The organism is Roseateles hydrophilus, from assembly GCF_026712245.1.
Taxonomy (GTDB): Bacteria; Pseudomonadota; Gammaproteobacteria; order Burkholderiales; family Burkholderiaceae_C; genus Pelomonas; species Pelomonas hydrophilus.
Window position 1 is genome coordinate 843718 of the sequence record NZ_JAPPUY010000002.1, and the last position, 24876, is coordinate 868593.

General features: G+C 69.3%; 24 protein-coding genes. 20 read left to right on the plus strand and 4 right to left on the minus strand.

What is annotated here, in order from left to right; genetic code table 11:
• Position 1: 1 nt before the first annotated feature.
• The 10 genes from ftsW (at position 2) to NYO99_RS10965 (ending at position 11455) form a co-directional block, all read left to right on the plus strand.
• Positions 2–1255, plus strand: a complete 1254-nt coding sequence (gene ftsW, locus NYO99_RS10920; RefSeq protein WP_422395490.1) for a putative lipid II flippase FtsW — start codon at positions 2–4, stop codon at positions 1253–1255.
• The gene (murG, locus tag NYO99_RS10925; RefSeq protein WP_268167209.1) at positions 1252–2337 is read left to right on the plus strand and encodes an undecaprenyldiphospho-muramoylpentapeptide beta-N-acetylglucosaminyltransferase; all 1086 of its coding nucleotides are present in this window, start codon (positions 1252–1254) and stop codon (positions 2335–2337) included. Before ftsW ends, murG begins: the two co-directional genes overlap by 4 nt.
• Entirely contained in the window at positions 2334–3725 is a 1392-nt protein-coding gene (murC, locus tag NYO99_RS10930) for a UDP-N-acetylmuramate--L-alanine ligase (RefSeq protein WP_268167210.1), read from the plus strand. Before murG ends, murC begins: the two co-directional genes overlap by 4 nt.
• Positions 3722–4696 (plus strand): D-alanine--D-alanine ligase, encoded by a 975-nt coding sequence (locus NYO99_RS10935; protein ID WP_268167211.1) that lies wholly within the window; start codon positions 3722–3724, stop codon positions 4694–4696. The genes murC and NYO99_RS10935 overlap by 4 nt, the downstream gene beginning before the upstream one ends.
• An 8-nt stretch (positions 4697–4704) precedes the next feature.
• Positions 4705–5538 carry a cell division protein FtsQ/DivIB gene (locus NYO99_RS10940; protein ID WP_268167212.1) on the plus strand — a complete coding sequence of 278 codons (834 nt, stop codon included), beginning with the start codon at positions 4705–4707 and terminating at the stop codon, positions 5536–5538.
• Positions 5539–5546: 8 nt separating this feature from the next.
• The gene (gene ftsA / locus NYO99_RS10945) at positions 5547–6776 is read left to right on the plus strand and encodes a cell division protein FtsA (RefSeq protein ID WP_268167213.1); all 1230 of its coding nucleotides are present in this window, start codon (positions 5547–5549) and stop codon (positions 6774–6776) included.
• Between the two features lie 95 nt (positions 6777–6871).
• Complete coding sequence (gene ftsZ / locus NYO99_RS10950; RefSeq protein WP_268167214.1) at positions 6872–8122, plus strand: cell division protein FtsZ; 1251 nt, start codon at positions 6872–6874, stop codon at positions 8120–8122.
• A gap of 128 nt (positions 8123–8250) precedes the next feature.
• On the plus strand, positions 8251–10218 hold the full coding sequence (locus NYO99_RS10955; protein ID WP_268167215.1) for a sensor histidine kinase: 1968 nt from the start codon (positions 8251–8253) through the stop codon (positions 10216–10218).
• Positions 10219–10320: 102 nt separating this feature from the next.
• On the plus strand, positions 10321–11256 hold the full coding sequence (gene lpxC, locus NYO99_RS10960) for a UDP-3-O-acyl-N-acetylglucosamine deacetylase (RefSeq protein WP_268167216.1): 936 nt from the start codon (positions 10321–10323) through the stop codon (positions 11254–11256).
• 13 nt (positions 11257–11269) lie between these two features.
• Positions 11270–11455: a hypothetical protein gene (locus tag NYO99_RS10965; protein ID WP_268167217.1), complete on the plus strand. Its 186-nt coding sequence runs from the start codon at positions 11270–11272 to the stop codon at positions 11453–11455.
• 250 nt (positions 11456–11705) lie between these two features.
• On the opposite strand, the gene NYO99_RS10970 is transcribed toward NYO99_RS10965, so the two are convergent.
• On the minus strand, positions 11706–13193 hold the full coding sequence (locus tag NYO99_RS10970; protein ID WP_268167218.1) for a carboxypeptidase M32: 1488 nt from the start codon (positions 13191–13193) through the stop codon (positions 11706–11708).
• Positions 13190–13687: a YqaA family protein gene (locus NYO99_RS10975; protein ID WP_268167219.1), complete on the minus strand. Its 498-nt coding sequence runs from the start codon at positions 13685–13687 to the stop codon at positions 13190–13192. Before NYO99_RS10975 ends, NYO99_RS10970 begins: the two co-directional genes overlap by 4 nt.
• A 69-nt stretch (positions 13688–13756) precedes the next feature.
• On the opposite strand from NYO99_RS10975, the gene dusB reads away from it, so the two are divergent.
• From dusB to ruvC, 10 genes are all read left to right on the plus strand, one after another.
• A complete protein-coding gene (gene dusB, locus NYO99_RS10980; protein WP_268167220.1) occupies positions 13757–14809 on the plus strand; it encodes a tRNA dihydrouridine synthase DusB in 1053 nt (350 codons plus the stop codon).
• Positions 14810–14825: 16 nt separating this feature from the next.
• Entirely contained in the window at positions 14826–15080 is a 255-nt protein-coding gene (locus NYO99_RS10985) for a helix-turn-helix domain-containing protein (RefSeq protein WP_268167221.1), read from the plus strand.
• 14 nt (positions 15081–15094) lie between these two features.
• Complete coding sequence (gene purH, locus NYO99_RS10990) at positions 15095–16672, plus strand: bifunctional phosphoribosylaminoimidazolecarboxamide formyltransferase/IMP cyclohydrolase (protein WP_268167222.1); 1578 nt, start codon at positions 15095–15097, stop codon at positions 16670–16672.
• A 340-nt stretch (positions 16673–17012) separates the two neighbouring features.
• Complete coding sequence (locus NYO99_RS10995; protein WP_268167223.1) at positions 17013–18422, plus strand: coniferyl aldehyde dehydrogenase; 1410 nt, start codon at positions 17013–17015, stop codon at positions 18420–18422.
• Positions 18422–18931, plus strand: coding sequence for a hypothetical protein (locus NYO99_RS11000; protein WP_268167224.1), 510 nt, complete (start codon positions 18422–18424; stop codon positions 18929–18931). The genes NYO99_RS10995 and NYO99_RS11000 overlap by 1 nt, the downstream gene beginning before the upstream one ends.
• Positions 18928–20538 (plus strand): GMC family oxidoreductase, encoded by a 1611-nt coding sequence (locus NYO99_RS11005; protein WP_268167225.1) that lies wholly within the window; start codon positions 18928–18930, stop codon positions 20536–20538. The genes NYO99_RS11000 and NYO99_RS11005 overlap by 4 nt, the downstream gene beginning before the upstream one ends.
• Positions 20538–21221 carry an energy transducer TonB gene (locus NYO99_RS11010; protein ID WP_268167226.1) on the plus strand — a complete coding sequence of 228 codons (684 nt, stop codon included), beginning with the start codon at positions 20538–20540 and terminating at the stop codon, positions 21219–21221. The genes NYO99_RS11005 and NYO99_RS11010 overlap by 1 nt, the downstream gene beginning before the upstream one ends.
• A 75-nt stretch (positions 21222–21296) precedes the next feature.
• On the plus strand, positions 21297–21947 hold the full coding sequence (locus NYO99_RS11015; protein WP_268167227.1) for a lysophospholipid acyltransferase family protein: 651 nt from the start codon (positions 21297–21299) through the stop codon (positions 21945–21947).
• Entirely contained in the window at positions 21944–22945 is a 1002-nt protein-coding gene (locus NYO99_RS11020; RefSeq protein WP_422395494.1) for a phosphatidate cytidylyltransferase, read from the plus strand. The genes NYO99_RS11015 and NYO99_RS11020 overlap by 4 nt, the downstream gene beginning before the upstream one ends.
• Positions 22945–23493 carry a crossover junction endodeoxyribonuclease RuvC gene (gene ruvC, locus NYO99_RS11025; protein ID WP_268167229.1) on the plus strand — a complete coding sequence of 183 codons (549 nt, stop codon included), beginning with the start codon at positions 22945–22947 and terminating at the stop codon, positions 23491–23493. Before NYO99_RS11020 ends, ruvC begins: the two co-directional genes overlap by 1 nt.
• A gap of 51 nt (positions 23494–23544) precedes the next feature.
• Here the strand turns inward: ruvC and NYO99_RS11030 are convergent, their stop codons facing one another.
• Positions 23545–24297, minus strand: a complete 753-nt coding sequence (locus NYO99_RS11030) for an FxDxF family PEP-CTERM protein (RefSeq protein WP_268167230.1) — start codon at positions 24295–24297, stop codon at positions 23545–23547.
• Between the two features lie 40 nt (positions 24298–24337).
• A complete protein-coding gene (locus NYO99_RS11035; protein ID WP_268167231.1) occupies positions 24338–24844 on the minus strand; it encodes an FxDxF family PEP-CTERM protein in 507 nt (168 codons plus the stop codon).
• Between the last annotated feature and the right edge of the window lie 32 nt (positions 24845–24876).

The following is a 24876-nucleotide window of genomic DNA, read 5'->3' on the forward strand; positions in this document are numbered from 1 at the left end:
GGTGAAAGCCGCGCTGGGCAGCGTGCTCGCGCGGCTGCAGTCCTTGCGCAAGCGCGAGGGCGACGACGCGAGCGTGCCCGTGCGCGACTGGGTGTCCACATCCGCCGGCCGGCCCACGCAGCTGCAGGGCTTCGACATCACGCTGGTGTGGGTGGTGATCGCGCTGATGGCCTTCGGCCTGCTGATGGTCTATTCGGCCTCCATCGCGCTGCCGGACAACCCGCGCTTCGCCAAGTACCTGCCCACGCACTTCCTGACCCGCCATCTGGTGGCCATCAGCTTCGCGCTGATTGCGGCGCTCATCACCGTGCAGATCCCGGTCGCGGTGTGGGAGCGCTGGGCGCCGTGGGTGTTCGTCGTGTCGCTGGTGCTGCTGGTGCTGGTGCTGATCCCGGGCGTCGGCAAGGTGGTCTACGGCGCACGACGCTGGATCCCGCTGGGGGTCATGAACTTCCAGCCCTCGGAGCTGGCCAAGTTCGGCATCGCGCTGTACGCGGCCAACTACATGATGCGCAAGATGGACGCGCGGGAGAACTTCTTCCAGGCGGTGACGCCCATGGCCATTTCGCTGGCCTTTGTCGGCGTGCTGCTGCTGGCCGAGCCGGACATGGGCGCCTTCCTCGTCATCGCGGCCATCGCGATGAGCGTGCTGTTCCTGGGCGGCGTCAACGGCCGCATGTTCCTGCTCATCACGCTGGTGCTGGTGGGCGCCTTCGTGCTGATGATCACGCTCAGCGACTTCCGCCGCGAGCGCATCTTTGCCTACCTCAACCCCTGGGACGAGAAGTACGCCCAGGGCAAGGCCTACCAGCTGACGCACAGCCTCATCGCCTTCGGCCGTGGCGAGTGGTTCGGCCAGGGCCTGGGCAGCAGCGTCGAGAAGCTGCACTACCTGCCCGAGGCGCACACCGACTTCCTGCTCGCCGTCATCGGCGAGGAGCTGGGCTTCATCGGCGTGGCCGTCGTCATCGTGGCCTTCTTCTGGCTCACGCGGCGCTGCTTCCTGATCGGCCGCCAGGCCATCGCGCTGGACCGCGTGTTCGCGGGCCTGTATGCCCAGGGCATCGGCATCTGGCTGGGCGGCCAGGCCTTCATCAACATGGGCGTGAACCTGGGCGCGCTGCCCACCAAGGGCCTGACGCTGCCGCTGCTGAGCTTCGGCGGTTCGGCCATCCTGATGAACTGTGTGGCGCTCGCCGTCGTGCTGCGCATCGACCTGGAGAACAGGCAAATGATGCGAGGAGGCCGCGCATGAGCGACAAGCACTTGGTGGTGATGGCGGCCGGCACGGGCGGCCATGTCATCCCTGGCCTCGCCGTGGCCGAGGAGATGCAGCGCCGCGGCTGGACCGTGTCCTGGATCGGCACGCCGCAGGGCATGGAGAACCGGCTGGTGCCGGCCCGTGGCCTGGAGATCGATGCGCTGCCGTTCGCCGGCCTGCGCGGCAAGGGCTTGAAGCACACGCTGCGCGGCCTCGTCGGCTTCTTCAAGTCGCTGGGCGCGGCGCGCCGCGTGTACGAGCAGCGCCGCGCGACGGCCGTGCTGGGCATGGGCGGCTATGTCTGCGTGCCGGCGGGCCTGGCCGCGGCGTTCAGCGGCCGGCCGCTGATGCTGGTGAACGCCGACGCGGCCATGCTGAAGAGCAACGCGGTGCTCAAGCCGTTCGCACGCCGCCTGGCCTTCGGCTTTGATGGGGTGGCCGCGGCGTCCACGCCGGGCGCCATCGTCAGCGGCAACCCGGTGCGCGCCGAGATCGAGGCGCTGCCGCTGCCGGCCGAGCGCATGGCCGACCCGGCCCGCACGCAGGGCCCGTTGCGCCTGCTGGTGCTGGGCGGTTCGCTGGGCGCGCGTGCCATCAACCAGGCCGTGCCGCAGGCGCTGGCGCTGTGGCCGGCCGAGCAGCGCCCGCAGGTGCTGCATCAGGCGGGGCAGGATCACCTGGGCGCCGTCTGGCAGGCCTACAGCGACGCCGGCCTGTCGGCCGAGGTGCGGCCCTTCATCGACGACATGGCGGCCGCGCTGGCCTGGGCCGATGTCGTCGTCTGCCGCGCGGGCGCCATCACGGTCAGCGAGCTGTGCGCCGCCGGCTGCGCGGCGGTGCTGGTGCCGCTGGTGGTGAGCACCACCTCGCACCAGCGCGACAACGCCATCTTCATGACCCAGCACGGCGCCGCCATTCACCTGCCGCAGCAAGACCTGACGCCGCAGAAGCTGCATGAGCTGCTCAGCGGCCTGGACCGCCCGGCCCTGCTGGCCATGGCCGAAAAGGCCCGCTCCCTGGCCCGGCCCCGCGCCGCCGCCCGCGTGGCGGATGAAATCGAAGGAATGTTGAAGTGAAGCACGCGGTTCAACGACTGCATTTCGTGGGCATCGGCGGCGCCGGCATGAGCGGCATCGCCGAGATCCTGCACAACCTCGGCTTCACGGTCAGCGGGTCGGACGCGGCCGAGAGCGCGACGACCGAGCGGCTGCGCTCGCTGGGCCTGCGCGTGGAGATCGGCCATGCGGCGCCGCACATCGGCGACGCGCAGGCGCTGGTGACGAGCACGGCGGTGGCGGCGGACAACCCCGAGGTGCAGGCCGCCCGTGGCCGCCAGATCCCGGTCGTGCCGCGCGCCGTCATGCTGGCCGAGCTGATGCGGCTGCGCCGCGGCATCGCCATCGCCGGCACGCATGGCAAGACGACGACGACCTCGCTGGTCACGGCCATCCTTGTCGAGGCGGGCCTGGATCCGACCTTCGTCATCGGCGGCAAGCTCAATGCGGCCGGTGCCAACTCGCGGCTGGGGCAGGGCGAGTTCATCGTCGTCGAGGCGGATGAGAGCGATGCCTCCTTCCTGAAGCTCAGCCCTGTGCTGGCCGTCGTCACCAACATCGACGAAGACCACATGGACACCTATGGCCATTCGGTCCAGAAGCTGCACGACGCTTTCGTGGAGTTCGTGCACCGCATGCCCTTCTACGGCGCCGCCGTGGTCTGTGCCGACGATCCTGGCGTGCGCGCCATCCTCGGCCGCATCGAGCGGCCGGTGGTCAGCTACGGCCTGTCCGAGGGCGTCAGCGTGCGGGCCGTGGATGTGCAGGCGCTGCCTGGCGCGCAGATGCGGTTCACATGCCAGCGCGAAGGCCTGGCCGATCTGGATGTGCTGCTGAACCTGGCCGGCGAGCACAACGTGCGCAACGCCCTCGCTGCCATCGCCATCGCGACGGAACTGGACTGCGATGACGTCGCCATCCAGAAGGGGCTGGCGCATTTCTCCGGCGTGGGCCGGCGCTTTGAGCGGCATGGCCAGTGGCCCGCCGCCGATGGCGGCCGTTTCACGCTGATCGACGACTACGGCCATCACCCGGTCGAGATGGCCGCCGTGCTGTCGGCCGCGCGCGGCGCCTACCCGGGCCAGCGCCTGGTGCTGGCCTTCCAGCCGCACCGCTACACCCGCACGCGCGATTGCTTCCATGACTTCGTGCGCGTGATGCAAGGCGCTGATGTCGTGCTGCTGACCGAGGTGTACTCGGCCGGCGAGGCGCCCATCGCCGGGGCCACCGGCACGGCGCTGGCGCAGGCGGTCGGCACGCCCAACTTCGTAGCGACGGTCGCCGACATGCCGGCCGCGCTGGCCGCGCTGACGCGCGATGGCGATGTCGTCATCGGCATGGGCGCGGGTTCCATGAGCGCGCTGCCGCGCCTGGTGGCGGCGCATTTCCACCAAGGAGCTTCGGCATGAGCACCCCGCCGATTGACCTGAACATCGACGCCGCCGCGCTGGGCAAGGTGGCGGTGCTGTTCGGCGGCAGCAGCGCTGAGCGGCCGGTGTCGCTGATGAGCGGCAACGGCGTGCTCGATGCGCTGCGCGCCGTCGGCGTCGACGCCCATGCCTTCGACCCCGCCGAGCGCCCGCTGCAGGCGCTGCAGGCCGAGGGCTTCGACCGCGCCTTCATCGCGCTGCACGGCCGTGGCGGCGAGGACGGCACGCTGCAGGGCGCGCTGGAGTGGCTGGGCATCCCGTACACCGGCTCCGGCGTGACGGCCTCCGGCGTCGCGATGGACAAGACCATGACCAAGCGCGTCTGGGGCACCGAAGGCCTGCCGACACCGCCCTACCTGGCACTCACCCGCGCCGAGCTGACGCGCGAGCGCATCCGCCAGATCCCGGACGAACTGGGCCTGCCCGTCATCGTCAAGCCGCCGCACGAGGGCAGCAGCATCGGCATCACCAAGGCCGTCGGCTACTCCGACATGCAGGGCGCTGTTGACCTGGCGCTGGGCTTCGACGACGAGCTGCTGTTCGAGCAGTGCATCGACGGCCCCGAGGTCACCTGCGCCGTGCTGGGCCAGGGCGAGTCGGCCGTGGCGCTGCCGGTCGTCGAGATCCGCGCGGCGGGCGGCGACTACAGCTACGAGAACAAGTACGTGTCCAACGACACCCAGTACCTGTTCGGCACGCTGCCCGCCGCACTCGAAGCCGACATCCAGCAGCTGGTGCTCAAGGCCTACCGCCTGCTGGGCTGCCGCGGTTGGGGCCGCGCCGACCTGATGCTGCGCAAGGCCGACATGAAGCCCTTCCTGCTGGAGATGAACACCAGCCCGGGCATGACCTCGCACTCGCTGGTGCCCAAGGCCGCGCAGGCCGTGGGCATTGCCTACCCGCAACTGTGCCTGTGGCTGCTGGCCCAGGCACGGCTCGACCGCCGCTGAGCCGCCACATGCGCAACGCTGTCGCCACCGCTGCTGCCCTGCCGCCCGACGTCCGCCTGATGAATGCGGTGTCGGCGCTGCTGGTTGCGGCGTTGCTGGTGACGGCGGCCTGGGCGGCGCTGCGCTGGGTGGTGCGCCTGCCGGTGTTCAACCTGCGCGCCGTGCAGGTGGAGGGCGATGTGAGCCGCAACAGCGTGGCCTCGCTGCGCGCCAATGCGCTGCCGCGGCTGCAGGGCTCCTTCCTCAGCATGAACCTGGCCGAGGGGCGCCGCGCCTTCGAGGCCGTGCCCTGGGTGCGGCAGGCGCAGCTGACCCGCGTCTGGCCGATGCGGCTCAAGGTCACGCTGGAGGAGCACCGCGCGGCCGCCTACTGGGAGGCGCGGGCCGACGGTGCCGACGCGGCCACCGAGGCGAGCACCGAGCGGGCGCTGGTGAACAGCTTCGGCGAGGTGTTCCACGCCAACCTGGGTGATGTGGAAGACGAGGCGCTGCCACTGCTGGCCGGCCCGGCCCATGCCGCCGGCAGCATGCTGGCGATGTGGCGCGCGCTGACGCCGGCCGCCCGCCAACTGGGCGACAGCATCGAACGGCTGGACCTCTCCGGCCGCGGCTCCTGGCGCGCCACGCTGGGCAGCGGTGCCGTCATCGAACTGGGGCGGGGCGCGGACGCCGACGTCGTGCAGCGTTTCGGACGCTTCGCCCACACCATCACGCAGGTCACCGGCACCTATCGCAGCCCGCTGCAGGCCGCCGATCTGCGCCACGCCGACGGCTACGCGGTCAGGCTGCGCGGCGTGACGACGACAGAAACCACGGGTAAACCCGTAATTAGAAAGCGCTGAGGACGGACATGGCCAAGGAATACAAGGATTTGGTCGTTGGACTGGATATCGGCACCGCCAAGATCATGGCGGTGGTGGCCGAGGTTTTGCCGAACGGCGAATTGCGCATCGCCGGCCTCGGCGTGGCGCCGTCGCACGGGCTCAAGCGCGGCGTGGTCGTCAATATTGACGCGACCGTGCAGTCCATCCAGCAGGCCTTGAAAGAGGCCGAAATGATGGCCGACTGCAAAATATCGCGGGTTTACACGGGGATCACCGGCAGCCATATCCGCGGCCAGAACTCCACCGGCATGGTCATCGTGCGCGACAAGGAGGTCACGCCGGTCGACGTGACCCGCGTCGTCGAAACCGCCAAGGCCATCAATATTCCGAACGATCAGCGCCTGCTGCTGGTCGAGCCGCAGGAATTTGTCATCGACGGCCATGAGGTCAAGGAACCCATCGGCATGAGCGGTGGCCGGTTGGAGGTCAAGGTCCATATCGTGACCGGCGCCCAAAGTGCTGCCGAAAACATCGTCAAGTGCGTGCGGCGCTGTGGTTTGGAGGTGGATCAGCTGGTTTTGAACCCGAGCGCTTCCAGCCACGCGGCGCTGACCGCCGACGAACGCGACCTGGGCGTGGCGCTGGTGGATATCGGCGCCGGCACGACGGACGTCGCCATATTCACCGGCGGCTCCATCCGCCATACCGCCGTGATACCCATCGCTGGCGACCTGATCACCTCCGACATCGCGATGGCCTTGCGCACGCCGACCAAGGATGCCGAGGAAATCAAGGTCGAGTATGGCGTCGCCAAGCAGTTGCTGGCCGACCCGGCCGATCAGGTGGAGGTGCCCGGGCTGGGGGATCGCAGCCCGCGCATGCTGTCCAAGCAGGCGCTGGCCGGCGTCATCGAGCCGCGCGTCGAGGAGATTTTCTCGCTCGTGCACCAGGTCATCCGCGAAAGCGGGTACGAGGAATTGCTGTCCAGCGGCATCGTGCTGACGGGCGGCTCGGCGGTCATGCCCGGCATGGTGGAACTCGCCGAGGACATTTTCCTGAAACCCGTTCGTCGCGGCCTGCCGACCTATTCCGGCGCGCTTTTCGACATGGTGGCCAATCCGCGTTCGGCCACTGTCATGGGATTGCTGGAGGAGGCCCGGCTGTCGCGCAACCGGGGTTTCAAGGCCGCGCAGCAGGCCGGCTCCGTGCAAACCCTGCTGGGGCGTGTCAAGGATTGGTTCATGGGGAATTTTTGACCCCCAAAAACCACGCTCCACCACGAAAAAGTTGTTTCAGCAACTAGTCATTCATTGAGTGCCACGGCACAATTGCACCAGTTAGGAGGTTTCATATGCCCATCGAGATGATCGAAGAGTTTGACCAAGGCACCCAAATCAAGGTGATCGGTGTTGGTGGTGGCGGCGGCAACGCTGTGGACCACATGATCGCCCAGGGCGTGCAAGGGGTTGAATTCATCTGTGCGAATACCGATGCGCAGGCACTGAACCGCTCCAAGGCTGACCAATTGCTGCAACTCGGCGCCACCGGCCTGGGTGCTGGCGCCAAACCCGAAATGGGCAAGGCCGCCGCCGAGGAAGCGGAATCCCGCATCCGCGAATCCATCGCGGGCGCCAATATGCTGTTCATCACCGCCGGCATGGGCGGCGGTACCGGCACGGGCGCCGCACCGGTTATTGCCCGCGTGGCCAAGGAGATGGGCATCCTGACGGTGGGCGTGGTCACCAAGCCGTTCGATTTCGAGGGTGGCCGTCGCCTGAAGGCTGCTGACGCCGGCCTGGCTGAGTTGGAAGCCAATGTCGACTCGCTGATCGTCGTGCTGAACGACAAGCTGCTGGACGTGCTGGGTGACGACGTCACGCAAGATCAGGCTTTCGCGCATGCCAATGACGTGCTGAAGAACGCTGTTGGCGGCATTTCCGAGATCATCCACCTGCCGGGCCTGGTCAACGTCGACTTCGAAGACGTCAAGACCATCATGAGCGAGCCGGGCCGCGCGATGATGGGCGCGGCCCAGGCCACGGGCCCGGATCGCGCCGCCAAGGCCGCCGAGGCCGCCATTGCCTGCCCGCTGCTGGAGGGTATTGACCTGTCCGGCGCGCGCGGTGTGCTGGTGCTGATGGCAGCCAGCCGCGCCAACTTCAAGCTGAGCGAGTCCAAGAACGCGATGAACGCGATCAAGCGTTACGCCTCGGAAGACGCGCATGTGATCTACGGCGCCGCGTACGACGAGAGCCTGGGCGACGCCCTGCGAGTGACCGTGATCGCCACCGGCCTGACGGCCAACCGTGCCCGCCAGGCTGCGCCGCTGCAAGTGGTGCAGACCCAGCAGATGGTGCGCAACGGCACTGACGGCATGGCCATGCCCGTGCTGACGCAGGCTGTCGCGATGGGTCAGTCGTCGCTGCCGACCGCCGCGCAGGCCAATGTGGGCCTGGGCTTGGGCGACTTCGCCAACGCCAACGTGCCCAGCGTGTGGCGCCACGGCCGCTCGGGCAGCGCCGCTGCCAAGGTGGAAGCGCTGTCGTCCAACGGCATGGACGAGATCGAGATCCCGGCCTTCCTGCGCAAGCAGGCTGACTGAGCGCGGTCTGCGAACCAGCCAGCAAGGGCGGGCCTCGAGGCTCGCCCTTTTGCCTTCTGACGCCGGGCGGGCCGCTCGGCGGCAGGCCGTATGCTCGCGGCCCATGTCCAAGCCTGGAGATCGCGCGGATGTCTGAATGCCGCGGCCTGTTGCGTGGTTGGCTTCTTTGGCTGGCGCTGTGCCTGTGCATGCCGGCTTTGGCCCAGCGCCTGCCTCAGCCCGAGCCCAGCCATGCGGCCGATGTCGCAGCGCCAGCTGAGGTGGCCACCACGCCCTGGAGCCGCGAGCAGTTGGAGGCGTGGTGGGTCTCGTTGCGCCGCCAAGCCGTCGCGGCGACGGATCGCCTGAATCTGCCGGCCGACCTCTTGCCGCCCGAGGCCGCCACGGCCTGGCGGCCCATCGCCATGCCCGACGTGCGCACGCGGCCCGGTGCGGCCGTCGTGCCTGACGGCCGTGGCTACGAGATGCGCTGGTACCGCGTGCAGGTGCCGGCTGGCGTGGACGAGCCGCAGGCGCTGTATGTGCCACGGTTGGTGACGCTGTCGGCCGCCGTGCTGGCGCGCACGCCCGACGGCGGTTGGCGGTTGCTGCTCGACAACCAGCACGCAGAGCGCGAGCAATGGGTGCAGCCCTTGTGGCTGCCGCTGCCCGGCCCGGGAGCGCAGGGGCTGGACATCGTCGTCGCCTTGCCCGTGCCGGCGGGCAGCTACCACGCCGTGTCGCGCCTGTGGGTGGGGCCGCGCGAGGTGCTGGAGAAACGCTGGCAGTGGCGGGTGCGCATGCAGACCGGCCTGCCGCAGGCCGTCAGCCTGACGCTGGTGGTGCTGGGCGCGTTCGCGCTGACGCTGTGGCTGCGGCGCCGTGACGAGGCCATCTACGGGCTTTTCGCGCTGGTGGCGCTGTCGTGGATGGTGCGCAACCTGCATTACTACGTCAGCCAGCCGGCATCGACAACGGGGCAGGACTGGTTCTGGTGGGCCACGCACGCCTCGCTGGCCTGGGTCATGCTGACCGCGCTGCTGTTCGCACTGCGCTTTGCGCGCCGCCGTGCGCGGCTGCTGGAGCGCGGGCTGGTGGCGGCGGTGGTGCTGGTCAGCGTGGTCAGCATGCCGCTGTGGCTGCGCCAGGTCGACATGGTGGTGTTGCAGTACGGCGTGACGGCAGCCGTCGCCGCCATCGGCACGGGCTGGCTGGCCGTGCTGGCCTGGCGCGAGCGCTGCACGGAGCTGCGTGTGATGGTGCTGGCTATGTTCGGCGCGGTGGCGGTAGGCGGGCACGACCTGGCCGTGCTGGCCGGCTGGGCCTGGCCCGAGCATTTCTTCGGGCTGCCGTTTGCGACGCTGGCCGTCATGCTCAGCTTCCTGCATGCCGTGCAGCGTCGCTACGTGGGCACGGTCGAGCAGGTGCAGGCCGAGAACAGCCAGTTGCAGGAAGACCTGGACGAGCAGGTCTCGGTGCTGCAAGCGCAGAACGCGCAGCTGCGCGAGGCCGAGCGCCAGCAGGCCCTGCTGCTGGAGCGCCAGCGCATCATGGCCGACATGCACGACGGCCTGGGCTCGTCGCTGCTGTCGGCGTTGGTGGCCGTGGAGCAGGGCAGCATGTCGCACGAGAAGGTCGTCGAAGTGCTGCGCGAGTGCGTGGACGACCTGCGGCTGGTCATCGACTCGTTGGAACCCGTGGGCCACGACCTGGTGTCGTTGCTGGCCACCATGCGCTACCGCCTGGGCAAGCGGCTGCAGATCGGCGGCCTGAAGCTGGACTGGGACGTGCAGGACCTGCCGCCGCTGCCCTGGCTGGAGCCGCCCGATGCACTGCATGTGCTGCGGCTGATGCAGGAAGCGCTGAACAACGTGCTCAAGCATGCCCGCGCCAGCCGCGTGCGCATGGTCACGCGCCACCACGGCAGCTACGTCGAGATTCGCGTGGAGGACGACGGCGCCGGCTTCGATCTGCAGACCATCCAGCACGGCCGCGGCCTGAAAAGCCAGATCAAGCGCGCCCAGGCGCTGGGCGGCAAGCTGCGCGTCGATTCCTCGCCGGGCCATGGCACCCGGCTATCGCTGCGATTGCCCGTGGAGCGCCGAGGCAGCGCCTGATGCTGGGACAATCCCGGTGTATGAACCAGCCCCCACGCTCGCTTCGCTCACTGCCCCCCGCGGGGGCGCGTCAGTGCCTTCGGGCGGTCGGGCGCCACTGACATGGTCAAGCAACGCACCCTGAAGTCCATCACGCGCGCCGTCGGCGTGGGCATCCACAGCGGCCAGAAGGTCGAGCTGACGCTGCGCCCGGCGCCCATGGACACCGGCATCGTGTTCCGCCGCGTGGACCTGTGCCCGCCCGTGGACATCCCGGTCAGCGTCCACTCGGTCAGCGACACGCGCATGGCGACCACCATCAGCCCCGGCGGCGACCCCGGTGGCCCCAAGGTGCAGACCATCGAGCACCTGCTGTCGGCCTGCGCCGGCCTGGGGCTGGACAACCTCTACGTCGACATCAACGCCGACGAGGTGCCCGTGCTGGACGGCTCGGCCGCCAGCTTCGTGTTCCTGCTGCAATCCGCCGGCATCGCGATGCAGGACGGCGCCAAGCGCTTCCTGAAGGTGAAGAAGCCCGTCGAGGTGCGCCAGGGCGAGGGCAAGAAGCTGATGTGGGCCCGGCTGGTGCCGCACCACGGCTACACGCTGAGCTTCGAGATCGAGTTCGACAACCCGGCCGTGGCGGCCACCGGCAGCCAGTACGTGTTCGACATGGGTTCGGGCGCCTACAAGAAGGACATCGCGCGCGCGCGCACCTTCGGCATGACGGCCGACATCGACCTGATGCGCTCCCGTGGCCTGACGCTGGGCGGCTCGATGGACAACGCCATCGTCGTGGACGACTACAAGGTGCTGAACGCCGACGGCCTGCGCTACGACGACGAGTTCGTGAAGCACAAGATCCTGGACGCCATCGGCGACATGCACGTGGCCGGCATGCCGCTGCTGGCGGCGTACACGTCCTTCAAGGGCGGCCATGCGCTGAACAACAAGCTGTTGCGCGCGCTGCTGGCCGACGAAGAGGCCTACGAGATCGTCACCTTCGAAGACGCCAAGGCCGCGCCCAAGGGCTTCGCCGAGCTGGCGCCAGCGTGGTGAGCGGGGCAGCGCCATGCTGATTGCCCGCCTCGTCATCGGCCTGCTGCTGTTCGCGGCCATCCTTTGTTTTGCACTGTCCATCGCCACGCGTCAGCCGCGCTGGCGGCAGCTGGGTGTCGTCATCGTCAAGTGGACGTTGGTGGCTGGCCTGGGCTTCTTCGGCGTGCTGTTCCTGGAACGGCTGGTGCTGATGCTGTGACGCCCGTCACGCGGCGCTCGTGCGCCCCCTGGGCTTGCGGGGATGCCAGTCGACGCGGACCTGCCCAGAATGCCGTCAAGCCTGTCGCAGCGATGCGGCGGCCCAGCCCGGCAGACCACATGTGACCGGGTGCCACGCGCGGAGATGGCCGGGGGGCCGGGGAAGCGCAGTGGTCGGCATGACAGAGAGAACTTTCGAACCGAACTTGGGCCGCCCCGCAGGGCGGCCCTTTTTTTCAGCGCGAAGGCGTTCAGCTGGCGAGGTAGCGGCTGCGCAGATGGGCCTCGAAATGCGTGGGGTTCAGCGCTTCGCCGCTGGCGCGCTTTACCAGCTCGGGCGTCTCCCAGCGGCTCGCGGCTTGCCACACATGCGTCTGCAGCCAGTCGAACACGCCGCCCAGTTCACCGCGGGCGATGCGCGCATCCAGGTCGGGCTGCTGCGCGCGCATCGTCGCGAACCACTGCGCGGCGTACATCGCGCCCAGTGTGTAGCAGGGGAAGTAACCGAACAGGCCGGCGGGCCAGTGCACGTCCTGCATGGGGCCGTCCTTGAAGTTGCCGCGCGTGTCCAGGCCCAGCAGCGCGGCCATCTTGGCGTCCCACAGCGCCGGGATGTCGTCCACTTCGGCGTCGCCCTCGATGAGTGCGCGTTCGATGTCGAAGCGCAGCAGGACGTGGGCGGGGTAGGTCACCTCGTCGGCGTCCACGCGGATGAAGCCCGGCGCCACGCGCGTCAGCAGCTTGTGCAGGTTGCCGGGCTCGAAGGCGGGCTGGTCGCCGAAGTGCTTCACCAGCAGCGGCGCCAGCAAGCCGGCGAAGGCCGGGTGGCTGCCTAGCTGCATCTCGAAGGACAGGCTCTGGCTCTCGTGGATGCCCATGGAGCGCGCGCGGGCGATGGGCTGGCCCAGCAGCCCGCGCGGCAGGCCCTGCTCGTAGCGGCCGTGGCCGGTCTCGTGGATGACGCCCATCAGCGCGGGCAGGAAGTCATCCTCGCGGTAGCGCGTCGTCATGCGCACGTCCTCGGGCACGCCGCCGCAGAAGGGGTGCGTGCTCTCGTCCAGCCGGCCGGCGTCGAAGTCGAAGCCCATCAGCCGCATCGCGTCCAGGCCCAGTGCCTTCTGTGCGGCGGTGGGGAAGGGGCCCACGGGCTGGATGACGGTCTGGCGCGACTGCTGGGCGGTGACGTCGCGGATCAGCCCCGGCAGCCACTGCCGCAGCGGCGCAAAGGCCTGCTCGACTTCGGCACTGCGCATGCCCGGCTCGTACTGGTCCAGCAGCGCGTCGTACCTGGCGAGGCCGGCGCTCTGCGACAGGCACTCCGCCTCCTGGCGCGCGAGGGCCAGCACCTCGCGCAGGTTGGGCGCAAAGCCGGCCCAGTCGTTGGCGGGGCGCTGCGCGCGCCAGGCGTGCTCGCAGCGGTTGTTGGCCAGGCTCTTGGCCTCCACCAGCGCCTGCGGCAGCGCGTTGGCGGCGCGCCAGGCGCGGCGGATCTCGCGCAGGTTGGCGCGCTGCGTGTCGTCCAGCGGCTCCGTGGCGGCGGCGTCCAGCAGGCCGGCGAGCGCGGGGTCGGTGGCCAGCTGGTGCAGCAGGCCGTCCATCTCGGCCAGCGCCAGGCTGCGCGCCTCGTTGCCCTTGGCGGGCATGTTGGCGGCCTGGTCCCACTGGGCGATGGACTGCAGGTGGGCCAGGCGGTGCAGGCGTTGCTGTCGCGCGGCCAGGTCTTGGTAGGCAGAGGTCATGAGAACCAGCTTTCGGGAACAAGCCACAACAAGGCGGCGGTGTAGAACAGGAAGCGCAGGAACTTGCCCACGGCCATGTAGCCGACGCAGGGCCAGAACGGCAGTTTGAGCCAGCCCGCCACGGCGCACAGCGGGTCGCCCACGACGGGCAGCCAGCTCAGCAGACAGGCTTTGGGGCCGAAGCGCTGCAGCCAGCGCATCGCGCGCGGATGAGCCGGCGTGCGTTGCTGGACCGCCTCGACGGCGCGCTCCGCGCCATAGCCCATCCACCATGACACGACGCCGCCCAGCGTATTGCCGACCGTGGCCACGGCGATGGCGGGCCAGAACATGCCGGGGTCGGCCTTGACGACGAGGAACACCGCCGGCTCCGAGCCCATGGGTAGCAGCGTGGCCGAGATGAAGGCGACGATGAACACCGCCACCAGCCCGACCTGCGGCAGGGCCAGCGCGCCGAGCAGCGCGCTGACGAATTGGCTGAGCCAAGCTTCCATGCCGGCATTGTCAACGGCTGCCGCCCACCCCGATGGCTACAATCTCGCCTCTTTTTTGAGCAGACCTTCGTGCAAATCGGCCCCCACCTCCTCCCCAACCGGCTCTTCGTGGCGCCGATGGCGGGGGTGACGGACCGGCCCTTTCGTCAGCTTTGCCGCCGCCTGGGCGCCGGCTACGCGGTCAGCGAGATGGTGACCTCGCGCAAGGAGTTGTGGGGCAGCCTGAAGACCTCGCGCCGCGCGGACCACACCGGCGAGCCGGGCCCGATTGCGGTGCAGATTGCCGGCACCGATGCCGCCATGATGGCCGAGGCTGCCGCCTACAACATCGACCGCGGCGCGCAGATCATCGACATCAACATGGGCTGCCCGGCCAAGAAGGTGTGCAACAAGTGGGCCGGTTCGGCGCTGATGCGCAATGAGGCGCTGGCGCTGGAGATCGTCGAGGCCGTCGTGGCCGTGTGCGCGCCGCGTGGGGTGCCGGTAACGCTCAAGATGCGCACCGGCTGGAGTGCCGACGAACGCAACGCGCTGCAGTTGGCGCGGCTGTTTGAGGCCGCCGGCATCGCGATGCTGACCATCCACGGCCGCACGCGTGAGCAGGGCTACAAGGGCCTGGCCGAGTACGACACCATCGCGGCCGTGAAGGCGGCACTGGCCATTCCCGTGGTTGCCAACGGCGATGTCGATTCGCCCGAGAAGGCCCGCGACGTGCTGGCCTACACGCGGGCGGATGCCGTCATGATCGGCCGCGCTGCGCAGGGCCGCCCGTGGATCTTCCGCGAGGTGTCGCATTTCCTGGCGACGGGCGAGCACCTGCCCGCGCCCACCGTCACCGAGGCGCGCGACGTGCTCACCGAGCACCTGCACGACCACTACGGCCTGTATGGCGAACTCAGCGGCGTGCGCAGCGCCCGCAAGCACATCGGCTGGGCCGTGCGCGGCCTGCCGGGCGGCGAGGCCTTCCGCCAGCACATGAACACCCTGGAGCGCTGCGAGCAGCAGTTGCAAGCGCTCCGCGACTGGTTCGACGAACTCGGCCAGACCCATGAGCGGCTGCCTGCCACCGCGGCAGCCATCGACGATGAAGAAGCGCAGGCCGACGAAGCCTGCGCGGCTTGAACACACCACTCCTGTCATGAGTGCCCAGAAGAACAATCCACCGCCCAATCCCATCGACGCCTGCGTGCGCGACAACCTCGAAGCCTTCTTCCGCGACCTCGACGGCCAGGAGCCGCACTCGATGCACGAGATGCTGATCAAGCTGGTGGAGAAGCCGCTGCTGGAGATCGTCATGCGCGAGGCCGGCGGCAACCAGAGCAAGGCGGCGGAGTGGCTGGGCATCAACCGCAACACGCTGCGCCGCAAGCTGACCGATCACAACCTCCTCTGAACTGCGAGACCTCCATGGCCCTCACCGCACTCCTCTCGGTTTCCGACAAGACCGGCATCCTCGAATTCGCCCAGGCGCTGCACGCGCTGGGCACCAAGCTGCTGTCCACTGGCGGCACCGCCAAGCTGCTGGCCGACGCTGGCCTGCCCGTCACGGAAGTGGCCGAGCACACCGGCTTCCCCGAAATGATGGACGGCCGCGTGAAGACGCTGCACCCCAAGATCCACGGCGGGCTGCTGGCTCGTGGTGACACGGCCGAGCACGTGGCCGCGATGGAGAAGCACGGCATCACGCGCATCGACATCCTGGCCGTCAACCTCTACCCGTTCGAAGCGACCGTCGCCAAGCCCGGCTGCACGCTGGAAGACGCCATCGAGAACATCGACATCGGCGGCCCGGCCATGGTGCGCAGCGCGGCCAAGAACTGGAAGGACGTGACGGTGCTGACCGACGCGGCCCAGTACGACGCCGTGCTGGAGGAGCTGAAGGCCCACGGCAAGACCAGCGACAAGACCCGCTTCGCCTGCAGCGTGGCCGCGTTCAACCGCATCGCGCAGTACGACGCCGCCATCAGCAACTACCTGTCGGCCCTGCAGGACGACGGCGCCAAGGCTGAGTACCCCGCGCAGATGAACTCGACGTTCGTGAAGGTGCAGGACCTGCGCTACGGCGAGAACTCGCACCAGACCGCCGCGCTCTACCGCGACCTGTTCCCCGCGCCCGGCTCGCTGGTCACGGGCAAGCAGCTGCAAGGCAAGGAGCTGTCGTACAACAACATCGCCGACGCCGACGCCGCGTGGGAATGCGTGAAGAGCTTCGACACGCCGGCCTGCGTCATCGTCAAGCATGCCAACCCCTGCGGCGTGGCCGTGGGCGTGAACCCGGCCGAGGCCTACAGCAAGGCCTTCAAGACCGACCCCACCAGCGCCTTCGGCGGCATCATCGCGTTCAACCGCGAGCTGGATGGCGCCGCGGCACAGCTGGTGGTCAAGCAGTTCGTCGAAGTGCTGATGGCGCCGAGCTTCAGCGCCGAGGCGCTGGAAGTGTTCAAGGGCAAGGTCAACGTGCGCCTGCTGCAGATCGCGCTGCCGGCGGGTGGTGCCCGTCCGTGGGACCAGGGTCGCAACGCGCAGGACGTCAAGCGCGTCGGCTCGGGCCTGCTGGTGCAGACGGCCGACAACCATTTCCTGAAGCGCGAAGACCTCAAGGTCGTCACGACGCTGAAGCCCACCGAGCAGCAGCTCGACGACCTGATGTTCGCCTGGACCGTGGCCCAGTACGTGAAGAGCAACGCCATCGTCTTCTGCGGCGGCGGCATGACGCTGGGCGTCGGCGCCGGCCAGATGAGCCGCCTGGACTCGGCCCGCATCGCGTCCATCAAGGCCGGCCACGCTGGCCTGACGCTGGCGGGTTCGGCTGTCGCCAGCGACGCCTTCTTCCCGTTCCGCGACGGCCTGGACGTGCTGGCCGATGCCGGCGCCACCTGCGTCATCCAGCCGGGTGGCTCGATGCGCGACGACGAAGTGATTGCCGCCGCCAACGAGCGCGGCATCGCGATGGTGCTGACCGGCGTTCGCCACTTCCGGCATTGATGAGCCCCTCGCCTGGCCTTGCGTGGCTGAACGCCCGCAAGTCCAGTCGGGACCGCGCAGTGGCCAGCGGCCACTGCGCTCCGGCAGGCACATCGAGCCCACTGGGCTCCATGTGTCCGGCCGAAGCCCCTGAGGGGACGGCGATGCTTGCGGCGTCGAGCCGCAAGCACATCGCCTAGCGCGGGCCGGCTTGGGGCGGCCCGGCGCTCGGCCCGCAAACCCAATGCCAGTGTCACCTGCGGGACTAGACGCAGCCCTCTAGTCCAGGGCCGCCCCCGTTGGGCGGCCTGCCAGTTGCGGTTAGCCTCCTCCGATTCGATCCAGAACCGGAGACAAGCCCATGGACACCGCGCTGCAGGAACGCCTGCACCTGGCGCTGACAGCGCAGCGCCGCGCGTTCGACGCCGAGCGCATGCCGTCCTACGAGGTGCGCCGAGACCGCCTGGAGCGGCTGCTCGCGATGACGCGCCAGCACGGCGAAGCGCTCGCGGCCGCGATGGCGCAGGACTTCGGGCACCGTGCCCGCCAGGAGTCGCTGCTGGCCGACATCTTCACGGTCGAGGCCGGCGCGCGCCACGCGCTCAAGCACCTGCGTGCGTGGATGAAGCCCCGCCGCGTGGCCACGCCGCTGCACTTCCTGCCCGGCCGCAATGTGCTGATGCGCCAGCCGCTGGGCGTCGTCGGCGTCGTCGCGCCCTGGAACTACCCGTACTACCTGGCCATGGAGCCCGCCGTCGCCGCGCTGGCGGCCGGCAACCGCGTGCTCATCAAGCCGTCGGAGCTGACGCCGGCCACGTCCGAGCTGATGGCGCGCCTCGTCGCCGAGCACTTCAAGCCGGAGGAGATGCTGGTCATCACCGGCGACGCCGAGGTCGGCAAGGCCTTCACGCAGCTGCCGTTCGACCATCTGTTCTTCACCGGCTCCACGGCCGTCGGCCGCCATGTGGCCCAGGCCGCGGCGAAGAACCTGACGCCGGTGACGCTGGAGCTGGGCGGCAAGTCGCCCGCCATCGTCGACCGCAGCGCCGACCTGGCGCTGACCGCGTCGCGGCTGGCCTTTGGCAAGCTCTTCAACGCCGGCCAGACCTGCGTGGCGCCTGACTACCTGCTGGTGCCGCGCGAGCTCATCGAGCCGTTGAGCCAGCAGATCCTGGCCGAGATGCGCCGCATGTACCCGCGCATCGCCGGCAATGCCGACTACACCAGCATCGCCACGCCGCGCCACCACGCGCGGCTGCAAGGCCTCATCGCCGACGCGGCCCAGCGCGGCGCGCGCGTGCTGCGCACGCACGACGAGCAACCCGACGACCGCCGCCTCGTGCCGGCGCTGCTGCTGGACGTGCCGGCGGATGCCACCGTCATGCAGGAAGAGATCTTCGGCCCGCTGTTGCCCATCGTCGGCTACGACAAGGTGGACAACGCGCTGGCCCACGTCAACGCGGGTGACCGGCCGCTGGCGCTGTACTGGTTCGGCCAGGACGGTGCCGCGCGCGACCACGTGATGGCCCAGACCCATGCCGGTGGCGTGACCGTCAACGACTGCCTGTGGCACCTGGGCCAGGAAGACCAGCCCTTCGGCGGCGTCGGCGCCAGCGGCATGGGCTCGTACCACGGCGAGTGGGGCTTCCGCACCTTCAGCAAGGAGAAGCCGCTGTTCATCCAGTCGCGCTTCGCCGGCACCCGGCTGTTCCAGCCGCCGTACGGCCCCACCTTCGAGCGCCTGCTCGGCTTGTTGAAGAAGATCGTGTGATGCAGCGCCGCGGATTCCTGAAGTTGGGCGTCGGTGCCGCCATCGTCATCGGCGTGGCCGGTGCGGGCGTGGCGCTCATCAAGCCAGGCCTGGTGGACGGCAAGCTGGGCCCCGGCGCGCGCGACGTGATGCGCGCCGCCGCGCAGGCCGTGCTGTCTGACCTGCTGCCGCCGCCGGGCGCCGCGCGCGACGCGGCACTGGCGCTGCAACTGGACCGGCTGGATGCCTTCATCGCCAGCCTGCCCGCGCCCACGCGCAAAGAGCTGTCCGACGCGCTGGGCCTGCTGGCCACGGCGGCGGGCCGCTATGCGCTGGTGGGGCTGTCCACGCCCTGGGGCGAGGCCAGCGCGCAGGATGTGCAGCAGGCGCTGGACGCGATGCGGCTGTCCACCTCCGACACCAAGCAGCAGATCTATCACGCGCTGCGCGACCTGAACGCCGTGGCCTTCTTCAACGCGCCGGACAACTGGCGCAGCGTGGGCTATCCCGGCCCGGTGAGCATCCCATGAGCGCCATTCCCGATCCCATCGCTGAAGGCCTGCAGCGGGGCTGGAAGGTGCATGGCGGCCCGCATGCGGCGCTGCCCGCCGCGCTGGACTGCGACGTCGCCATCATCGGCAGCGGCGCGGGCGCCGGCATCACGGCCGAGATGCTGGCCCGTGCGGGGCTGAAGATCGTCATCGTCGAGGAAGGCCCGCTGCGCTCCAGCCACCAGTTCAAGCAGCGCGAAACCGACGCCTACGGCCAGCTCTACCAGGAAGGTGGCGGCCGCAAGACGAAGGACCAGGTCGTCAACATCCTGCAGGGCCGCTGCGTGGGCGGCTCCACCACCGTCAACTGGACTGGCTCGTTCCGCACGCCGCCCGATGCGCTGGCCTACTGGGGCGACAAGTTCGGCCTCACGGACTTCAACGAGGCGGCCATGGCGCCGTGGTTCGAGCAGGCCGAGCGCCGCCTGAACATCGCCGACTGGCAGACCGCACCCAACGAGAACAACGACGTGCTGCGCCGCGGTGCCGAGAAGCTGGGCCTCCCGACCAAGGTCGTGCGCCGCAACGTCAAGGGCTGCTGGAACCTCGGCTCCTGCGGCATGGGCTGCCCGACGAATGCCAAGCAGTCCATGCTGGTCAGCACACTGCCGGTGGCGCTGGACCATGGCGCGACGCTGCTGGTGCAGACCCGCGCCGCCAGGGTCGAGCTCCAGGGCGACCGCGTCAGCGCGCTGGTGGCCGAGCCGGTCGCGCTGGACGGCGCCGTGACCGGCGTGCCGGTGCGCATCACCGCCAAGCACTACGTCGTGGCCGGTGGCGCCATCAACTCGCCCGCGCTGCTGCTGCGCTCCAACGCACCGGACCCGCACGGCCTGTTGGGCAAGCGCACCTTCCTGCACCCGACGGCCGGTGGTGTCGCGCTGTTCGACCATGACGTTGCCGGCTGGGCCGGTGCGCCGCTGTCGGTGTTCTGCGACCACTTCCTGCACACCGGCCCGGTCGACGGCCCGGTGGGCTACAAGCTGGAGGTGGCGCCCGTGCACCCGACGTTTGCGATGGGCAACGGCGGCGGCATCGGCGCCGAGCTGGCCCAGCGCGCCAAGGACATGCCGCGCACGCAGCTGATGATTGCGCTGCTGCGCGACGGCTTCCATGCCGACGCCGCCGGCGGCGCCGTCAAGCTGCGCAGTGACGGCTCGCCGGTGCTGGACTACGCGGTGACCGACTACCTGCTCGACGGCGTGCGCCGCGCCTACCTGACGATGGCCGAGATCCAGTTCGCGGCCGGCGCCCAGGCCGTGCGCCCGGTGCACGAGCAGGCCGCCAACTACGCGACCTTGGCCGAGGCCAAGGCGGGCATCGCAGCGCTGACGATGAAGCCCTTCCTCGCCACCGTCGGCAGCGCGCACGTGATGGGCGGCTGCACGATGGCGGCCGATGCGGCCCGCGGCGTCGTGCGGCCGGACGGCCAGCACTGGCAGCTCGCCAACCTGTCGGTGCACGACGGTTCGCTGTTCCCCACCAGCCTGGGCGCCAACCCGCAGCTGACGGTCTACGGCCTCGCGACGCGGCTGACGCACGGGCTGTTGCAGCGTCTGGGCGCCAAGCCCGTGATACTGGCCTGATGTCGCTAGCGCTTTCCCGCCTGGTGCCGGCCCTGGTGGCCGGCGTTGCCTTGTGCGCCCATGCCCAGCCGCCAACGGCTGCCGAGCCCGCGGCGTCCGCCGCGTCGGCGCCGGCCGCAAGCCGTGTGGCCAAGCTGCGGGCCCAGTCGCTGCGCCCCGGCGGCACGGTCTATCCGGTCGAGCTGGCCGGGCAGGGCGTGCAGGGCACGGCCGACGTGTTCGTGAAGATCGCGCCCGACGGCACGCCGGCCGAGGTCAGCCTGCATGCATCGTCGCGTTCCCCGGCACTGGACGAGCTGGCGCTGGCCTTCGTGCGCGGCCTGCGCTTTGCGGCCAAGTCCGGTGCGAGCGGCGCGACGCTGCCGGATGTCATCGTGCCGGTGGAGTTCATGCGCGACACCGTGGAAGGCCTGGCCACCAAGACCTGCGCCGAGTTCAACACCGACACGGCCTATTTCAAGGCCACCTTCCCCGAGACCGAGCCGTCGCGCATGCCGGTGGTGCGCATGACCACAGGCATGCTGCTGCTGGCCGGCATGCCGCGCCAGCGCGGCGGCGAGGCGCTGGTGGCGCAGGCGAAGCAGCTCAACGCGGCGGCGGCTGGCATCGCGGCGGCCTGCGAGGCTGCGCCGTCGTCGGGCTATCTGCAAGTCTTCGTCGAGCTGGTCAAGCAGGCCGGCTGACCCTGCCAGGCGTTGCGCCCCACCGGCGCTGACCCCTCTCCGGCTCGCGCGATGCGGCACCGATAATCCCGGCCCATGACGCCCGCCGCCCTGACCGGCCAGTTGCTCGCCTTCATCGCCCGCCTCATCACCGGCGCGCAGGGGCACTGGAAGGGCTGCCCGCCAAAAGCCGAGCAGCGCATCTACATCGCCAACCACCAGAGCCACTTCGACCTCGTGTTGATCTGGGCGGCTTTCCCGCACGAACTGCGGGCGCAGACGCGCGCCATTGCCGCGCGCGACTACTGGACGAAAAGCGCCCTGCGGCGCTGGCTGACGACCGAGGTCTTCAACGCCATCTACGTCAGCCGCACGCGCGCCAACCCCGACGAAGATCCGCTGGAGCCGCTGGTCGAAGCGCTGGCCAACGGGGACTCGCTGGTGATCTTTCCGGAGGGCACGCGCTCCAGCAAGGGCAACCCGCAGCCGTTCAAGAGCGGCATCTATCACCTGGCCCAGCAGTTCCCGCACGTGCAATTGATCCCCACCTGGATAGACAACGTGCAGCGCGTCATGCCCAAGGGCGAGGTCGTGCCCGTGCCCATCCTGTGCACTGTCACCTTCGGCGCGCCCATCCAGCTGCAGGACGGGGAGAGCAAGGCCGACTTCCTGTGCCGCGCCCGCGAGGCCGTCATGGAGCAGCGCCCCGACCCCGACTGGGTCGCGCCCGTCGAGGGAGAGGACTGATGCGCTGGCTCAAATCGCTCAATGCCAGCGAGCAGGTGGCGCTGCTGTTCGTCGTGCTGTTCGGCTTTCTGCTGTTGCTGACCGCGGGCCTGTTCCTGAACTCGCTGCGCGAGCGCGCCAACGAGGACGCGCGCCGTCAGTCCGAGCTGACCTGGGCCCGCGTGCGCCGCGACCTGCGCGCCGCGTGGATAGGCGGCTGCATGTTCTGGGTGGCCTGGATCTCTGGCCCGCTGGGCGCCACGCTGCTGTTCGCGCTGTTCTCCTTTCTGGCGCTGCGCGAGTTCATCACCCTCGTGCACACGCAGCGCAGCGACCACCGCACGCTCATCGTCGCGTTCTTCGTGCTCGTACCCGTGCAGTACATGCTGTGCGGCACGCGCTTCTTCGACCTGTTCACGGTCTTCCTGCCGGTCTACGGCTTCCTGGCGCTGCCCATCGTCAGCGCGCTGGCCGACGACCCGACCCGCTTCCTGGAGCGCAACGCCAAGATCCAGTGGGGCGTGATGGTGTGCGTGTACGGCCTGTCGCACGCCCCGGCGCTGCTGCTGCTGGACTTCCCCGGCTACACCGGGCGCGGCGCCTTCCTGCTGTTCTTCCTCGTCATGGTGGTGGCCGCCTCGCAGATCGCGCAGGAGATCGCCACGCGCACGCTGCGCCGCCGGCCCGTGGCGCGGCGCATCAGCCGCAGCTTCTCGATGCGGGCCTGGTGGATTGGCACGCTGACCGGCTCGCTGGCCGGCGCGCTGCTGTACTGGATCACGCCGTTCAAGGCCGGCCAGGCGCTGGTGATGGCCTTCCTGGCCGCCGCCGCAGCGGGCTTTGGCGGCCTCGTGATGAAGGCGCTGAAGAAGGACGCTGGCGTGCGCTACTGGGGTAACAGCAGCTCCATCACCGGCGCCGTGGGCCTGCTGGACCGCATTGCCGTGCTGTGCTTTGCCGCGCCGGTGTTCTTCCATTCGGTGCGCTGGTACTTCCAGCTGCCACTGGGCTTGCGGTGATGCGCATCCTCGGCATCGACCCGGGCCTGCAGACCACCGGTTTCGGCGTCATCGACGCTGACGGCCCGCGGTTGGCCTACGTGGCCAGCGGCACCATCAAGACCAGCGGCGTCGCCGTGGGCGACCTGCCGGCGCGGCTCAAGATCCTGTTCGACGGCATCCGCGAAGTGTCAGCCCGCTACCAGCCGCAGTGCGCCGCGGTGGAGATCGTGTTCGTCAACGTGAACCCGCAGTCCACGCTGCTGCTGGGCCAGGCCCGCGGCGCGGCGCTGGCGGCGCTGGTGTCGGGCGACCTGCCGGTCAGCGAGTACACGGCCGTGCAGATGAAGAAGGCCATCGCCGGCCACGGCCAGGCCAAGAAGGAGCAGATCCAGGCCATGGTGCAGCGGCTGCTGAACCTGCCCGGCCAGCCCGGCAAGGACGCCGCCGATGCGCTGGGCCTGGCCATCATGCACGCCCATGCGCGCATCACCTTCGACGCCATGAGCCGCAGCACCACGCTGCAGCGGCGCCAGCATGCGCAGTTCAAGGGCAGTCGCACGTACTGAATGAAAAACGGCCCGCTGCAGCGGGCCGTCTTGATGTGGCGTGTGTGGCGCTCAGGCGGCCTTGCGGCGGCGCGCCATCCAGCCCACCAGGCCCAGGCCGCCCAGCATCAGGGCGTAGGTCTGGGGTTCGGGGACGGGCGTGGCGACGAAGGCGGTCGTGGTGGGGACTTCAGTCGCAAAGCTGCCGTCACCGTTGATGGTCCAGTTGGCCTTGTCGGCCACCAGGGCCTTGTAGCCTGCCATCGTGGTTTGACCCGTGCGTGCGCCCGTGTACTGGGCCCAGTCCGAGCCCGATGAGACGCCGAGTTCGAAGGCGCTTGTGGTCAGGGCGGTGCCGGTCAGCACGCCCGTTGCAGCCGTGTTGAACGAGGTGTTGGTGATCGCAGCCAGGAAGGTGGACGGACTGGCAGCGGAGCCGATGAAGGCGTACAGGCCGTCGCCGCTTGAGCTGAGATCTATGCCTCCCGAGTTCCCGGGGATCGAAACGGTGCTCAGTGTGCCCACCGAGGCCGTGCGTCCACTGTTCTGGATGCTCGAGAAACGGATGACCGTGCCCGCCGCGATCGTGCTGGTGCCGCTGTTCCAGCTCTGATAGCCCTCGCCGGTGTTGAAGGCGCTGCCTTGCCACTCGTTGTCGGAGAAGTAGATGGTGGTGTTCGCCGCGATGTCGACGAAGGTCACGAAGGACCAGCCTTTCTCGTCGGCATTGAACGATGTGAAGGCGATGTCGCCCGCAGTGAGCGCGGCATGCGCCGGCAGCGCAGCCAGGGCGGCCAGTGCGAGGGCGGTCAGGGACTTGGTCATCAATGAAATCTCCCAGGTTGAAGTGCGTGTCGAAAACGGATCAGGCCTTGCGGCGGCGCGCCATCCAGCCCACCAGGCCCAGGCCGCCCAGCATCAGGGCGTAGGACTCGGGCTCGGGGACGGCGGAGATCGTGAAGCTGCCGGTGGCGAACTTCGCGTCGGCCGTGGCGTAGTTCAACGTGCCTTCGAACGCGCCCGTGCCGAAGCCCGTGACCATGTTCAGGGACGCGCCATCGCTGCCGGTCCACAGGTACTGCAGGGCGGTGAACTGGCCGTTGTCGAAGTAGACCGACGGCGCGGCACCCGTCAGCGTGTAGGTCTGGGTGCCGAAGCTGATGCTGAAGGCGGTCAGCGGCACGTCGCCGGTGTAGCCGGCGGCCGGCAGGTCCAGCGAGAACTGGCCCGAGAACGTCAGGCCGTTCAGGCTGGCGATGTCGGTGTCCACGATGCTGCCGTTGAGGCGGAAGTCGGCTGCCGAGGCGGCAGCGCAGGCCAGGCCCAGGATCGCGGCGGCCAGGGGCTTGCGGATGAAGTGGAGTCGGTTCATGACGGGTGATGTCCGAAATTGAAAAGGGCGGT